This window comes from Niabella digestorum, from assembly GCF_036409055.1.
In the GTDB taxonomy this organism is placed as follows: domain Bacteria; phylum Bacteroidota; class Bacteroidia; order Chitinophagales; family Chitinophagaceae; genus Niabella; species Niabella composti.
Genome location: NZ_JAZGLY010000002.1, coordinates 596,522 through 611,353 on the forward strand (window position 1 = coordinate 596,522; position 14,832 = coordinate 611,353).

The window sequence follows — 14,832 nt, forward strand, 5'->3', positions numbered from 1 at the left end:
TAAAAGTCACGAATCTCCGATAATTTTCCTAATTTTAGTAAAGCATTGTTTTATCTAAAAAAGAGAGGAGATGAGTATTGTCCGGTATTTACTTATAGGTTGCATAGTATTTTTCTGTATAAATGTAGCCTCTGCTCAAATCCGTACCAAACAGGAAAAGGGATATTTCAATATTACTAACCTTGCAGAAATACAGTATTTGCAATCGTTGGATTCTTCATCATTAGAAGATGGGCTCGCCTATGTAAAAACTTTTGGGTATAGCGTCAGTACCATTAACGGTTTCTTTGTAAACAATCATTTGTCTATTGGGGTAGGTGTAGGGTTGCAAACGTCCAGATATAAAGCATTTGCAGGATCAAGTACCACAGATTCTGCGATAGCTAGCGGCTACTTTGGCAAAAATCATAATATAACTCTATTGCCTGTTTTTGCTGATTTTCGTTACTATCCCTTTAATTATAGAAACGATGTTATGTTTTTGCTGAATGTAGGTTATGCTCCACTTTTGAAAATAAATTATAAGGCGGATAAGCCCCATTTAAATGGAGGCCCCTTTATTAAACTTGGAGCGGGATATAAATTCGAGATTAGCGAGTTTGTGTCTTTTGCTCCTGCTATTAATTTTAATGCACAGCGTTTTGGAGATAATACCGTATTGGGCGGGGGTATTGCACTAGGGTTGATGTTTTAGCTACGACAGTTTTTTGCGTAACTGTTCAGCCTTCTTGCTGATTAACCAAAATGATATTGCCAGCAATGCAAAGAAAAGCCCCTTGTTAGTCCTGTTCCAAAAATATTCAAAATAGCGGGTATAAATATTCAATAGGAAGAATATAATTGTAATATCTCTTAATGTTTCTTCTTTATTTCTGATAGCATATGCCAGTACTATTATGAGTAGCACGGTATAGGCTATGGCCCACATAAATAATTTCCCTTGTCTGATAGCAGACCACACCTCGTAACTTAGATTTCCTGAAACGGAGAGAAATAAAGCTGAGGTAAACAAAAATATCCAGCTGAAATGCCAAGTGAAGGAATAATACTTTTTGAAATAGGGTTGCTGCCGTAAAAGCCAGGAACAGCCTACCATTGCCGCACCTAGAAATGTCATGCGCAGTGGGTAGTTCATTCCTAAGAAATAAGTTTTATAAGTATCCTGCGACCATGCATATGTCTGAGCACCCCAACTACTAATGAGAGCTAGTAGAGCACAGCACCATAAAAGTTTTGTATTTAGATAAAATGCCACAATACCGTACAGCACAGCTGTGATGAATATAGCAATACCATAATAGTCTGTACTAATGGAAAGGCTTTTGGAAAAATAAGTCACAGATACGCCCAGCGTTAGCGCTATCAAAATGGTAAAACTTTCATTGGCTAAGGAAGCGTAAGGATATTTTCGGTTACGCCTTCGAGCTATCCATATTAATAAGCCCGAGCATAGAGCAAATGCAAGACCTATGGCAAATTCGGAAAAGGCGAAATATTTTCTAATACGTTCAATCCATTTCTCATCCAGTACTAATGCTCCAAAAGCCAGAATAGCGCATGAAACGGCGGCTATAGCTGCATAAAATGCAATTGTATCAAATTCGCTTCTGTAAGGAGATACGGTGTCCCTAAGTTTTTGAGCTGTAGTTTTGTCAATAAGGGCATTGTTTTCCCATTCCTCAATGGCTTCCTTCAATAACTTACTCTCTTTTTTGTTTACCCTCATGATTACGATTATGTGTCAAATTTAGGTCAATTAGCTATACTGTTGCAGTTACCGTCCCCCTTGTGGCTTTATAGGTGCAATGAATTAGTATAAATAAGCATATATTTTGTGTTATTTCTTAAAAAGCCTTTGTATTATAAGGTGTAAGTGCAGTAATCATGGTATATTTGCACCCCATAAAAACAAGGTTTTTATGACAACAGACCCACTAAGATATGAGGCTGTTGTTGGGACGAAGAATGGTTGAAAATAAGTTTATATAGTTAAAATCTTAATACATTAAAGAAATGTTTCGGACACATACCTGTGGCGAGTTAAGAATTGCTGATGTTAATAAAAGTGTTACCCTGTCCGGATGGGTACAGGCCGTACGTAAATTCGGTAGTATCACTTTTGTGGATTTGCGCGACCGTTATGGTATTACCCAATTGCTGTTTTCAGAATCTTTAAATGAGCAACTGGATGCTAATCCACTGGGGCGGGAGTATGTATTGCAAGCTACCGGTATGGTACGAGAGCGTAGTAATAAGAACCCCAATATCCCTACTGGCGATATTGAAGTGCTGGTAGATAGCTTTACTATACTGAATAAAAGCGTCACACCTCCTTTTACCATTCAAGATGATACCGATGGAGGCGACGACCTGCGTATGAAATATCGCTTTTTGGATTTACGCCGAAATGCGGTGAAGAAGAATCTGGAGTTACGATATGCAGTAAACCGTGCTACGCGTGAATATTTGCATCAATACAACTTTATGGATATCGAAACTCCGTTCTTGATTAAATCTACTCCGGAAGGTGCTCGTGACTTTGTGGTACCCAGTCGTATGAATCCAGGAGAATTTTATGCATTGCCGCAATCTCCCCAAACATTCAAGCAATTGCTGATGGTGAGTGGGTACGACCGCTATTATCAGATTGTAAAATGTTTTAGGGATGAAGATTTGCGTGCAGACAGGCAGCCTGAGTTTACACAGATAGACTGTGAAATGTCTTTTGTGCATCAGGAGGATGTATTGGAGATTTTCGAAGGTTTAATAAAATATATTTTTAAAACTGTTAAGGGTATTGATTACACAGAGCCCGTAGAGCGTATGCCCTGGCAAGAAGCTATGTGGCAGTATGGCAACGATAAGCCCGATACCCGTTTTGGTATGAAGCTGCTGAACCTGAAATATCCCAAACATGTTTTTGCGGATAAGGAAGATAATGCACATCTGATTGAGGGAGCGAATTTTCAGGTGTTTGAAAGTGCAGAAACCGTATTGGCTATTGCAGTTCCTGGTTGTAGTGAGTACACTCGTAAGCAATTAGACGAGCTCACGGAGTGGGTGAAGCGTCCGCAAATCGGTATGAAAGGGCTTGTGTACATTAAGTGTAATACCGACGGTACGTATAAAAGTAGTGTCGATAAATTTTATAGCGAAGAAAGGCTCAAAGCTATTGCCGATGCTGCTGGTGCTAAAGCTGGAGACCTTATCTTAGTGCTGGCAGGTACGGAAGCGCTTACGCGCAAAGCTATGAGCGAACTACGTTTGGAAATGGGTAAAAGATTGGGGCTGCGCAAAAGTGATGAGTTTAAATTATTATGGGTGGTAGATTTCCCATTATTTGAATATTCTGAAGAAGACAATAGATGGGTGGCGCGTCACCATCCGTTCACTTCGCCCAAACCATCAGATATTGAAGTGATGATTAATAACAGCCCTGTTATTGAAAATCCTGCCGAATATCTTAAGCATCCTTATGCCAATATCAAAGCCAATGCTTACGACATGGTGTTGAATGGTAATGAAATTGGAGGTGGTAGCATTCGTATTTATCAGAAGGAACTGCAACAGAGGATGTTTGAAGCGTTGGGTATGGATGAACAGGAGCAGCAGCATAAATTCGGCTTCCTTCTAGGTGCTTTTGAGTATGGTGCTCCGCCACATGGTGGTATAGCTTTTGGTTTGGACCGTCTTTGCTCTATTCTAGGAGGCAGCGAAAGTATTCGCGATTTTATTGCCTTCCCCAAAAATAATAGTGGTAGAGATGTAATGCTGGATGCGCCTTCTGCAGTTGATGATAAGCAGCTTGAAGAACTGTATATTCAGCTGAATCTCCCGAAGGAGTAAGTTTTTACATGTTGTTGTATGCATAAAATATACTGATAGGCAAAATTGCCTTTGCGGAAGCCGGACACACGATACTCGCTTTTCTTTGTAAAGCTGTCGTATCTAATTTTGCCTATCGCGCAAGGCTTCGTCTAAAAAGCCGCATCGTAGACACACAAATAAAAGAACTTTCATTAGGCAAAGTCAACTTTGCCTATCATCGGTAACTGTTGCACAACTCCCTTAAAAATGCAATAAAGAAAAAATTTGACTTCATTACAATCGTTTTAAGCGACCGTATTTTTGTTGTGAGAGAAAAAAATCTAAAAAAATTGGAGGGCGTATTGCGGCTAAAAATTGGTCTTAAAATGTCGTTTTTTATAGCAAATAGCATTCCTTGTGGAATTGCTATTCTTTTGGCCATTATTTGGGGCAGTTTTCGGCTAAATTTTAAGTATTTCTTCAGATTATAACACAGCGCGGCCATTAACACGTGTTTGTTGGCTTGTGCCATGCCTCGGGCGTTAATGCGTCGCATGTTATGGTGGTTGATGAGTGTTCCCAAAACGGGTTCTACCGTGCTACTTCGCCGTTTGACTAATCGGCGATGGTATGCTTTGTTTTCTGTAAGTTTTTGATGCATCTTATCGTACAAGGGCTTGTGGATGCTTTCATCTATCTTTTTAAACTTACTTACTTGGCCACAGCATTGCGCTCGTAATGGACAGTCTTTACAATCTTTTTCGCTGCTTCGGTAGGTTTTCTTTTCATAGCCTTTGCTATCTGTTTTAATGCCTTTATACGTTAAAAAAGCCTTGTGGCAGCCTTCTTGTATGCATTCGTATTGGTACTTTCTCTGCGTTGTATAGAAAGCCTTCTCGATCGGGCTTATATTGTCCAAAGTTGGGAATCCACGCATCGATATCTTTGTCTTCACAATACTGTAAACTCTCTCCGCTGCTGTAACCTGCATCGGCAATCACTTCGTCTAACTCTATTTCGTTTTGATTTAAATTTTCTATTGTTTGATTCATAATCTCATGAAAGATTGCACTGTCCTTGCTTCCTGCTGTACTGGCACAGGCACCTGTTATCACGTGGTGAGCATCGTCTACGGATAATTGTCCTGCATAATTGAGTTGACGTGGTTTTCCTAGTTTGGTCGAGATTTTTGCATCGGGATCCGTAGGAGAATAATGCGTATGATTACTTAAAAACTTGGGACGGATTTCTTCTCCATCTTCATCTATTTGAAGTGTTTTGCGTGATCCTGGCATATCCTTATATGCTTCTTGTTTCCAAGCGTGATGTTGTGCTACTTCCTTCTGCTTTTGCGGGGTAACTTGATAGTCCGAGTGCGTGTTGAATTCTTCTATATAAGTCTTCGCATCGGCTATGATTTCTTTTTCCACCAAACTATCCATACTTACATTGGCTAAAGCACTGTCCACACATTGACGCTTTCCGCGAACCATTCCTTTTTGAACGCATTTGCGTAAGATGTCTTGAAATAAACTTAAAAATACTTCTTCGCCATACAGTTGACGAGTCCGAGAGATGGTCGAATGCCAAGGTAATTCTTCATCTAAATCATACCCCAAAAACAATCTTATACTTAAGCTGTCTGCACAGTAGCGCAATAAGGCTCTATCGCTGTTGATATTGTTGAGATAACCAACCAGCAATATTTTGAAGAAAACCACCGGGTCAATGCTCTGTTGTCCTTCTCTGCCGTAGTATGGGGCGGTAGCTTTATAGAGAAAGTGTAGCTCTAAATGTTGATTTACTTTTCGATAGAAATCCTCTTGAGGAACTAAACAGTCTAAGCTCAGCTTGTAAAACAATTTGGGTGTAAAATCTTTTCGTCCTTGCATATAGCAAGTTACAAAAAATAATTATATTTGATTTGAGTTGTGCAACAGGCACAAGGTATTGCCAAAATGGGGGCTGATGGAAGTAAATCCACTGATGTACTTCCATCAGCTTTTGTACTATATTTGAACTGATGGCTTTCAAATGCCCCACTTCGGCAATACCCAAACGTTGGCGGTAATGGCAGGAGCAACCGAGTTCACATCGGACATCCGATGAATACTTGATAACTTCTTATAATTTAGCCTTACATTTTGACAAAATTTGCAAACAAACAATATTATGGATTGGATAAATTTTCTTGAAGAACACACAGAATTATTAATATCAAATTTAGGAGTTTCAGAGCATTGGGTTGTCTATTTCAGATTGCTTGTTCTTATCATACTCCTAATCATATTATCATCTCTTGCATTCTTAATTGCAAAAAGGGTTTTCATATATTATCTCTATAAAGTATTGAAAAAAAGCTCGTTTACTTGGGACGATTTATTTGCTGATACAAGAGCATTCAACAAACTAGCTCACATCGCCCCTGCGGTTATAGTGCGATTAATGGCTCCTGCTATTTTTTCGGACTTTGAACAGATTCTTCCATTCGTTATAAGATTAACAGACGCTTATCTAATAATCGTTAGCATGGCGGTGTTTTTTTCTATATTAAAAGTGGGCGAATACACCTTATCCCAGCACCCTGCATTTAAAGATAAGCCATTAACCAGCTACTTTCAGCTCATTAGAATTCTACTTTATGTAGTTACGATCATTTTAGTGCTTTCGGTAATATTAGGTAAGTCACCTATTTATTTTCTTAGTGCATTTGGTGCAATGACAGCCATCTTACTATTGGTATTTAAGGATACTATTTTGGGCTTAGTGGCGAGTGTGCAGATGTCATCCAATGATATGGTGCGTGTGGGCGACTGGGTGGAAATGCCCAAATTTAATGCGGACGGAGATGTTATTGACATCAACCTGAACACTGTAAAAGTGCAGAATTGGGATAAAACCATTACTACCATTCCAACTTATTATTTTATTACAGACAGTTTTAAAAACTGGCGGGGAATGCAACAAAGTGGTGGAAGAAGAATCAAAAGAGCTATTTTTATAGATGCTCATTCGGTAAAACTTGTCGATGCTGAAATGAGAGAAAAGCTCAAAAAAATTCAACTTATTTCCAATTACGTAAAAAACCGTCAGAAAGAAATAGAAGAATTCAATACTCAACACAACATAGACACCTCAGTCTTAATTAACGGCAGGCAATTGACCAATTTGGGCGTGTTTAGAAAATACATTGAAAGCTATCTGAAATCACATCCGAAAATCAAACAGGACATGACCTTAATGGTCAGACAGCTTGCTAGTGAAAACAAAGGCATCCCGATGGAAATTTATTGTTTTACCAAAACTACCGCTTGGGTCGAATACGAATCAATACAATCAGATATTTTTGACCACTTGTATTCTACTGCTACTTTTTTCGATATAGAAATATTTCAGGAGCCGGGTGGGAAAGACTTTAGTATCGCTTTTGATAGAAATAATGTGACGTGATTTTGACCTATACTGAAATCAATAAAAGAGCCACTACCGCCAACAAATGGTCATACGCAATGCGGGGTGCTGTGCCTGTTTTTATAGGCAATTCATTTAATAAAGCTTGTCGTAACTCGACAAGTTAGCGCTTCGAATCCCGCACTGCGCATACCGGCGAACGTTAGTGGTCATTGTAAAAAAACAAATATCTGAACGAATGGAAACAAAAAAAGGCGTAAAAGTCCCCGAAAGTTTGGAAAGACTTTACAGGAGAGCAAGGAATTAAAAAATGCTTGGGACAAATTAAGACCAAGTTGCCAGCGTGAATATGTTGAGCGGGTGAACAAAGCAAAGTCGGAGGAAAAACGCAAGGAGAAAATTGACAGGATAATCGAACTAACATTGGACTACGCAAAAAGACATCCCGAAAAATATAAAAACCGTAAATCATAAGATAATGGACAAAGATTTTGGTGCAGTTTTCCTGTATGGGGCGGGTCTTGGAAATTTTATTTGGCAAGACTTAAAGCCATTAATAGAATTTCCGGCACTATTCATCGAATATCCAAATAGAGAGGTCGGAGAAAAAATGAACTATGACTTGGAGTTTGACGAATATATAAAACCCGCAATCGACCAAATACAAAAATGGAACAAGGACAAATTAGTGTTTGTAACCCATTCTATTGGTGGGTGTGTGGGACTAAAATTGTCGGACTATTTCAAAGAAAGAACCATCGGATTTATTGGAATAGGTTCGGCAATTCCCGAGAGCGGAAAATCGTTCGTATCCTGTTTGCCATTTCCAAAAAATCTGTTAACACCTATACTTTTGAGCTTGTTCGGAACTAAACCGCCTAACAAATCAATAGAGAAACAACTTTGCAATGACCTGTCGCCAAGTCAAACTTCAGAGGTTGTAAACCGATTTACGCCAGAGGCAAAGTCATTATACACCACGAAAATAACCTATCACAATTTACCCGAAAACACCTTGTACATAAAGCTGTCAAAAGATGCGGGTGGAATTGAAATACAGGATAAGATGATACAGAATTTAAAAGCAGAAAAAGTGGAAACCATCGACAGCGGACATTTGCCGATGATGAGCAGACCCGAAAAATTGAGCGGAATTTTGAATGGATTTATGAACCAGTTTGGATGAAAAAACAACGAACCGCTAACAATGTATATAAAAAATAGGCGAAACAGTAGTAAAATCAAGGTTTTTGGCTTGTATCAAACTTTGTGTTTAACTAAAAGTTTAGTGCTTCGAAATCGCCTACTTTTCATATACTAAACGTTATAGCCAATGGTAGGACGACCGAACCGTAAAAGAAAAACAAACAGACAATGACAATAAAAGAAGCGATTTTAAAAAGCCTTGACGAGATTAACGACCTGACAACTTATATGGACGTTTACAACCATATCGTAAAAAACAACTATTACGACTTTGGGACAGCTAAAACACCTGCTTCGACAATTTCGGCTTTGCTTGGTGACTTTATTCGCAACGGTGACACAAGAGTAAAAAGAATAAAACAAGAAGGTGGAACTTATGCTTACTACCTGACAAAAAACGAGCAAAATATCGGCATAGACATTTTGAGCGGTGAAACGGAAACAAAGACTACAAAAATCACCAAGGCAACTAAAACAAAGACATTTGAAGAAAGAGACTTACATAAACTTTTAAGCAGTTACCTAAAAAATTCAGGCACTTACTCAAAGACAATTTTCCACGAACAATCTAACGGAAAGGACAACAACCAAATTTGGACACATCCAGATATGGTTGGTATTAAATTCTTGAACTTACAGACAAAAGCCAGTCAAAATTTTTTAAAATCTATAAATCGAGTTGATACTTTCAAATTGAGTTCATACGAACTAAAAAGAGAAATCAATAGCGACAGCGAACTAAAAAAGGCTTTTTTTCAAGCAGTTTCTAATTCAAGTTGGGCAAATTATGGTTATTTAGTTGCTTTTGAGTTCAGCGATAGCTTGAATGAAGAAATGGCAAGACTTAATCAATCATTCGGAATTGGAATTATCGAATTAAACGCAAATCCTTATCAGAGTAAAGTGTTATTTCCAGCAGTTTACAGAGATTTGGACTTTAAAACGATTGACAAACTTTGTAAAATGAACAAGGAATTTGAAAAATTCATAGAACAGACAGAAAAACTAATGACTGCAAGCGAAAAATACGTTTCAGGAGCAGAAAAAGAACTTGACGAATTTTGTGATAGTTATTTTGCCAACGACACAGAAGTTGAAAACTATTGTAGAGAAAAACATATACCGACAAACGAAGAATGACAAAAACCACTGGCTATAACAGACGTTTGGCTCAATGGCAGGTGACGTGGTTAATTGAACATTATACCTCGCATCAACTTTTGTGGTGTATTGACAGTTTTGTGCTCCGAAATTCGCCACTGCGCCAAGCGCCAAACCGTTGGCAGAAATAATTGGAGACACTACCAAGCCATGAGAGCGGAGAAAATTAACAGGCAAGTGACAACGAAAGATGACAGCTGCCAACGGTGGAATATTCTGACACAGCACCTAATCTGAAGGTAAGACTAACTTGAAAAATTTAAACAAATGAAAGTCATGAAACATTTAACTGCTTTTCTCACTTGCTTGGCAATCACAGGAGTACTTTTTATATCATGTTCAAAAAAAGAGACACCACAAACTGAAAAACAAACGCTTTACACAGACCTCTACTCAAAAGGAGGAGTCGTTCACAACGAATTATTAAATAAATTTGCTAACAAGCTAATGAAAAGCGATTCTAAATTGTCATTAAAACTAAACAATATTGCATTGAAGTATATCAATACTCGAACAGGAACTATTCCGAGGTCAGTTGCTCCATCTACACAAGAACTTACAGAGTTACAAAACGAGATAAATCAAGCTGTAGCCGAGGAGGTTCTTCCTGTTTCGATTTCCTATTTACAGGGCAATGGATTTTATCAACAATTTGAGGAAGTTGGAATTCAAGACCCAGAGAGCATTATAAATAGTGTGGCTGACGACATATATGAAACACCATCGTTCAGTAATGAAACTTATTTAAATGAAATTTCTTTTGGTAAAACCTTAGCCTTTAAGAACTTTGTATCGGATTTGAAAAATTTAATTGAAAGCGGTTCTTCTAGCAATCTTCTTTCCCAAATAGATCAATTAAAAAATTCTTATTTACAACAAATAACAGATGAAGTTGAAGCCCTAGCTATTATAAACGGTTGTGAAACTGCAAAAGCTTCATTCGAGTATTGGAATAGCACAACAAACACGACCTATTGGGACGATGTTGTAACTAATATTTTTAGCCCATCTCTGCAATCTATGGTTGGCAAAACACTTCCTAGACGCGTTACCAATGACCACCGAGATATTATTGTTGCCGATGCTGTAGGTGCAATAGGGGGTGTCGTAGAAGGTGCTGTTATTGGAGCCGCGGCAGGACCTGGTGGCGCAATGGTAGTTGGTACTGCAGGAATGATTTTAAGAGGTGCACAGGCTTCAGCAGGAGAATATGTGTTGAATAAATTAAAGAGTTGGTTATTTGATTAAGTGTCTAAAAAAACTATTATGTATAAAGTTCTTCAAAAACTCGGTAGTTCAGTTTCTTGGATTGCTAAGCAATCTTGGTTTTTTGCTCTTTTTTTATTTATCGGTTTTTTGCTAGCAGGTAGTATAAAAAATAAAGAAGATCTATTTGAGAAATTAGCCATCTGTATTGTGTTTTGGCTTCTTGATTTTCTTTTTTTAAAGAAATTTTTATTGAATTTTCTAAAAGGGATATCAAATAAGTATAAAAAGGCACAATAATCCTTAGTCACACATTACTTCAGCCAACAGTGCATTGGCAATATGGCGGCTTGAGATCAAATGCTCAACGGAAGTAATTCTGTTGGGCATTTTTGCGAAACTCATCTTTTGTGATTCTATTTCCGCCACATCGCCAATGCTTTAACGTTAGTGGCAATGGCACCGCCGACAACAACAGCCATAAACCTGAAATTCAACAGGCACATTTAGTTTTTACCGACATTCCAAAAAACAAAAAAAGCTGTCGCATTATCATGACAGCATTTTTATGCTAACAAATCTGTTATTTTATTTCAGTAATCCATTCTATTCCGCTGATATCAATCAGTTTCAATGCGTAATTTTCTTTGAGCGTAATTCCTTCTAAGTCAATCGTCAAATCGGCTTTTGCACCAAGCGGTAAAATCAGGCTATGTTTTCCCGGTTTGATTTTTGCCACATAATGATTATTTATTTTTTCTTTCGGAAATTGAGCTAGTTCCTCTTGCCCAATGGACTTTATGACCTGATTGTTTTCGTCCAAAATCTGTATGCCAATCAAAAAAGAACCGTAAACATCCGCACCCTCAACCCTGAATAGTTGAAAAGAAAGTTGTGAGCCGTTTTGCTGAATATTTGAAATTTCAACTTTGGGCTTTACCGATTTGTTATGAAGCGTACCAAATACACCTCCGTGAAAATACTGATTGGTAAACAAAGTCAATCCAAATATAAACAACGACATGACCAGAACTTTTGGAGCTAAATTTTTTATTGGAAGCTCGCCCGAACCTAAAAAAGCAAACCATTTTTTATTGGTAAACTGATAGGGTTTATTCATTAAATAATTGTCTAACGAATAAGCTCCGCTACCTGTTAAGAACAAGACAAAGCCACTTGCCACACCCAACACACCTATTTGCCATTCGTCCAAACAAGTCGTTCCAATCCAACCAGACCCCAAAAGAATTCCCATCGCCAAAAAGAACACCCCAATGCTCATCAGCCTTGTAAACAAACCAAGAATGATAAACAAACCGACAATAGCTTCTACAATCGTAAAAATAACCATTGAAATTTGCAACGCTTCGGGGTTGGAAACCAAATATTCAATAATCGGTTTGATGCCCAAAGCATTGGGGAGAAAGTGATTGAATTTTTCACCTATATAGCCCGCTTCTTCGGGAATAAGTTTGTTGTCTATAATCAACCTTCGCCAAAAAGCAGAAAAATAAGTCCAGCCGATTACCCAACGTAGGGATAGCGTAAAAAGTCCAGCCTTGCCGACTGCACTGTCAATATATTGTTTCATTGAATTTTATATTTTAATTAAACGTGAAAATGATATAATAATGCGAGAGAAAAATCACGCTATATCAATTTTCAGCCGTTTGTATAAAATATATTTTGGTGGACTGTTACCCGAAGATGTTTTTGAATAATCGTTGTAACCTTTGGAAGAAAGTACGACAAAACACGAATTATTGACAACCTGAACAGGCTCAATTTCTTTATAAATTTTTGCTTTTTTTACAACCGAAATTTGCTGGTTATCATTTTGCGAATACGAACAGCTGGTTGTCGGAGCAATTGTCTTTGACTTGTTGAGCGGTTTGACATAATCCGTATTAACTACTTGAGACAATGCCTCCTTGACAGTACAAGGACTTAACGAAAACAGAACAAACCACATCAATAAAATATGTCTGCAATTTTTGATATGGCTTTCCTTTTTCGTCATCTCTACAAAGATACAGTTATTTTAATTCGATTATGTTAAGATTGCCTAATCAGCGGTTTTCTCCATAAAATGTTTTGTGATTTATAACTAAATTACGGTGAATGACTAATAGCCACAGCCACTAACAAAGGTTTTGCAAAAGAGCGGGTTAAGTGGTTAATTCAAGGTTAGTGCATTTAATCCGCAAAACCATTTCTTATTTGCGCTTTTTTGTAATTTAGCAAAGAGAAAAAATGGTTTTGCTACCTTTATGCTAAATTGAAAGTTTAGGCTTTCTAATCCGCTTCTTCGCAAAGCCCGAAAACGTTATCGGCAACCCTACCAGACCACCGTGCAGACATCAACGGACAGACATCAAACAGAAAAATTGCCAACGCTTCGCAAAATTAAAAGATGTGTTTGCCACCACACAAGCCGACACAAAAACACCACATTTAATTTTGCCCCAACCAAGCCCACCCACCACCCAAACAAAATTGTAACTTTGCAAAATGGAAGAATTACAACAGATAACAGAGTTTAAGACATCACCCGAATTAGTAGAAAAACTACAACAATACAGCATAAAAAAGACCTATGAAGCTGGCGACATTATTCTAAACGAAAATGCACATATTCGCTCTATTCCTATTGTTACCAAAGGAGCTTTGAAAGTTATCCGAACAGAAGAAGACGGCAGAGAAATTCTATTGTATTATATCAAAGCGGGGGAAAGTTGCATTATGTCGTTTTTGGGCGGTTTGCACAACGAAACAAGTAAAGTAAAAGCGGAAGTTGAAGACGATGCTGAAATACTTTTTTTGCCCCTTGAAAAAGTATCGTTGTTTATCAAAGAATATCCGCAATGGTTAGATTACATTTTCCGTTTGTATCACAAACGTTTTGAAGAATTATTGGAAGTTGTAAACGCTATTGCTTTTAAAAAAGTAGATGAAAGAATGTTGGACTTACTCCACAAAAAAGTTGAGCTCACAGGAAACCACACCTTGAATATCACCCACGAACAATTGGCCAACGAGTTAGGGACTGCCCGTGTTGTGGTTTCGCGATTGTTAAAACAATTGGAAGAAATCGGAAAAGTTAAGTTGGGTAGAAACAAAATTACGCTTGTGTAACAAAAGTGGCTGTATAGGTTTTTGAGTTGGTGCAATTTTGCGGCATCAATTTCAAAAATCTATGGAAATAGCGGGTTATTTAGCATCAATTTTTATAGGTGTTGCATTAGGACTAATCGGTGGCGGTGGCAGTATTCTTACCGTTCCTGTTTTGGTTTATCTGTTTAGTGTGGACGCAGTTTTAGCAACCGCCTATTCTCTTTTTATTGTCGGAACGACAAGTGTTATAGGTTCATTTTCATACTTCAAAAAAGGTTTGGTCAATATCAAAACGGCTGTTGTGTTCGGTATTCCGTCCATTGCAGCCGTTTTTCTTACAAGGGCTTTTATCGTTCCTGCCATTCCGCAAGAAATTTTTAGCATCGGAAATTTTACCGTTACCAAAAGCATTTTACTGATGTTGCTTTTTGCCGTGCTGATGATTTTTGCTTCTTACAGTATGATTAAAAAAAATAAAAAATGTTGCGATGAAGAACCACAAAAACAGAAATTCAATTATCCGCTAATTCTTGTTGAGGGAACAGTTGTAGGAATTTTGACAGGACTTGTTGGTGCAGGTGGCGGTTTCTTAATCATTCCTGCGTTGGTTGTGTTGAGTAAATTACCGATGAAAGAAGCCGTAGGAACATCCTTAGTCATCATTGCTGCAAAATCATTGATTGGTTTCTTTGGCGAAAGTGGCGAAACCGTGATTGATTATATTTTCCTTGCAAAAGTAACAGCCTTTGCCATTGTCGGAATTTTTATAGGTATGGCACTTTCCAAAAGAATTAACGGAGCAAAACTCAAACCCGCTTTCGGTTGGTTTGTGTTGGTAATGGGTATTTATATCATCATCAAAGAAACATTATTGAAATAAATGTTGCTTGTGTAACTAATGTAACTGTACAGTAGAAAAAGATAAAG

The 14,832-nt window shown here is 37.9% G+C and carries 14 protein-coding genes and 1 pseudogene; 10 read left to right on the forward strand and 5 right to left on the reverse strand.

Translation table 11 applies throughout. The features are described from left to right. Window positions 1-70 precede the first annotated feature (70 nt). Window positions 71-694, forward strand: a complete 624-nt coding sequence (locus V2H41_RS05215; protein WP_330974074.1) for a hypothetical protein — start codon at window positions 71-73, stop codon at window positions 692-694. Here the strand turns inward: V2H41_RS05215 and V2H41_RS05220 are convergent, their stop codons facing one another. Beyond that, window positions 695-1,726: a hypothetical protein gene (locus tag V2H41_RS05220; RefSeq protein WP_330974075.1), complete on the reverse strand. Its 1,032-nt coding sequence runs from the start codon at window positions 1,724-1,726 to the stop codon at window positions 695-697. 287 nt (window positions 1,727-2,013) lie between these two features. Between V2H41_RS05220 and aspS the strand changes: the two genes are divergently transcribed. Then, window positions 2,014-3,846 carry an aspartate--tRNA ligase gene (gene aspS, locus V2H41_RS05225; protein WP_330974076.1) on the forward strand — a complete coding sequence of 611 codons (1,833 nt, stop codon included), beginning with the start codon at window positions 2,014-2,016 and terminating at the stop codon, window positions 3,844-3,846. Between the two features lie 196 nt (window positions 3,847-4,042). Here the strand turns inward: aspS and V2H41_RS13940 are convergent, their stop codons facing one another. After that, window positions 4,043-4,726: a transposase gene (locus tag V2H41_RS13940; RefSeq protein ID WP_419784733.1), complete on the reverse strand. Its 684-nt coding sequence runs from the start codon at window positions 4,724-4,726 to the stop codon at window positions 4,043-4,045. Then, a complete protein-coding gene (locus V2H41_RS05230) occupies window positions 4,623-5,699 on the reverse strand; it encodes a transposase (protein WP_330974077.1) in 1,077 nt (358 codons plus the stop codon). The genes V2H41_RS13940 and V2H41_RS05230 overlap by 104 nt, the downstream gene beginning before the upstream one ends. Window positions 5,700-6,156: 457 nt before the next feature. On the opposite strand from V2H41_RS05230, the gene V2H41_RS05235 reads away from it, so the two are divergent. The 6 genes and pseudogenes from V2H41_RS05235 (at window position 6,157) to V2H41_RS05255 (ending at window position 11,091) form a co-directional block, all read left to right on the forward strand. Next, entirely contained in the window at window positions 6,157-7,257 is a 1,101-nt protein-coding gene (locus V2H41_RS05235) for a mechanosensitive ion channel family protein (protein ID WP_330974078.1), read from the forward strand. 237 nt (window positions 7,258-7,494) lie between these two features. After that, window positions 7,495-7,692 (forward strand): annotated as a pseudogene (locus V2H41_RS13945) (YdeI/OmpD-associated family protein); the annotation flags it as partial. A 4-nt stretch (window positions 7,693-7,696) separates the two neighbouring features. Beyond that, a complete protein-coding gene (locus V2H41_RS05240; protein ID WP_330974079.1) occupies window positions 7,697-8,404 on the forward strand; it encodes an alpha/beta hydrolase in 708 nt (235 codons plus the stop codon). Between the two features lie 188 nt (window positions 8,405-8,592). After that, window positions 8,593-9,564, forward strand: coding sequence for a hypothetical protein (locus V2H41_RS05245; protein ID WP_330974080.1), 972 nt, complete (start codon window positions 8,593-8,595; stop codon window positions 9,562-9,564). Window positions 9,565-9,852: 288 nt separating this feature from the next. Continuing rightward, window positions 9,853-10,833, forward strand: a complete 981-nt coding sequence (locus V2H41_RS05250; RefSeq protein ID WP_330974081.1) for a hypothetical protein — start codon at window positions 9,853-9,855, stop codon at window positions 10,831-10,833. Between the two features lie 18 nt (window positions 10,834-10,851). Further along, on the forward strand, window positions 10,852-11,091 hold the full coding sequence (locus V2H41_RS05255) for a hypothetical protein (RefSeq protein ID WP_330974082.1): 240 nt from the start codon (window positions 10,852-10,854) through the stop codon (window positions 11,089-11,091). A gap of 283 nt (window positions 11,092-11,374) precedes the next feature. Here the strand turns inward: V2H41_RS05255 and V2H41_RS05260 are convergent, their stop codons facing one another. Both V2H41_RS05260 and V2H41_RS05265 read right to left on the reverse strand, forming a co-directional pair. Continuing rightward, window positions 11,375-12,382 carry a TQO small subunit DoxD gene (locus V2H41_RS05260; RefSeq protein WP_330974083.1) on the reverse strand — a complete coding sequence of 336 codons (1,008 nt, stop codon included), beginning with the start codon at window positions 12,380-12,382 and terminating at the stop codon, window positions 11,375-11,377. Window positions 12,383-12,436: 54 nt separating this feature from the next. Further along, entirely contained in the window at window positions 12,437-12,811 is a 375-nt protein-coding gene (locus V2H41_RS05265; RefSeq protein WP_330974084.1) for a hypothetical protein, read from the reverse strand. Between the two features lie 491 nt (window positions 12,812-13,302). Between V2H41_RS05265 and V2H41_RS05270 the strand changes: the two genes are divergently transcribed. Then, entirely contained in the window at window positions 13,303-13,926 is a 624-nt protein-coding gene (locus V2H41_RS05270; RefSeq protein ID WP_330974085.1) for a Crp/Fnr family transcriptional regulator, read from the forward strand. Window positions 13,927-13,987: 61 nt separating this feature from the next. Next, window positions 13,988-14,785, forward strand: coding sequence for a sulfite exporter TauE/SafE family protein (locus V2H41_RS05275; protein WP_330974086.1), 798 nt, complete (start codon window positions 13,988-13,990; stop codon window positions 14,783-14,785). The last annotated feature ends 47 nt before the right edge of the window (window positions 14,786-14,832 follow it).

Bases quoted from the DNA above. Each gene is read 5' to 3' on its own strand.
- V2H41_RS05215 (WP_330974074.1), top strand. From the start codon at position 71: ATGAGTATTGTCCGGTATTTACTTATAGGTTGCATAGTATTTTTCTGT.
- V2H41_RS05220 (WP_330974075.1), bottom strand. From the start codon at position 1,726: ATGAGGGTAAACAAAAAAGAGAGTAAGTTATTGAAGGAAGCCATTGAG.
- aspS (WP_330974076.1), top strand. From the start codon at position 2,014: ATGTTTCGGACACATACCTGTGGCGAGTTAAGAATTGCTGATGTTAAT.
- V2H41_RS05230 (WP_330974077.1), bottom strand. From the start codon at position 5,699: ATGCAAGGACGAAAAGATTTTACACCCAAATTGTTTTACAAGCTGAGC.
- V2H41_RS05240 (WP_330974079.1), top strand. From the start codon at position 7,697: ATGGACAAAGATTTTGGTGCAGTTTTCCTGTATGGGGCGGGTCTTGGA.
- V2H41_RS05245 (WP_330974080.1), top strand. From the start codon at position 8,593: ATGACAATAAAAGAAGCGATTTTAAAAAGCCTTGACGAGATTAACGAC.
- V2H41_RS05250 (WP_330974081.1), top strand. From the start codon at position 9,853: ATGAAAGTCATGAAACATTTAACTGCTTTTCTCACTTGCTTGGCAATC.
- V2H41_RS05255 (WP_330974082.1), top strand. From the start codon at position 10,852: ATGTATAAAGTTCTTCAAAAACTCGGTAGTTCAGTTTCTTGGATTGCT.
- V2H41_RS05260 (WP_330974083.1), bottom strand. From the start codon at position 12,382: ATGAAACAATATATTGACAGTGCAGTCGGCAAGGCTGGACTTTTTACG.
- V2H41_RS05265 (WP_330974084.1), bottom strand. From the start codon at position 12,811: ATGACGAAAAAGGAAAGCCATATCAAAAATTGCAGACATATTTTATTG.
- V2H41_RS05270 (WP_330974085.1), top strand. From the start codon at position 13,303: ATGGAAGAATTACAACAGATAACAGAGTTTAAGACATCACCCGAATTA.
- V2H41_RS05275 (WP_330974086.1), top strand. From the start codon at position 13,988: ATGGAAATAGCGGGTTATTTAGCATCAATTTTTATAGGTGTTGCATTA.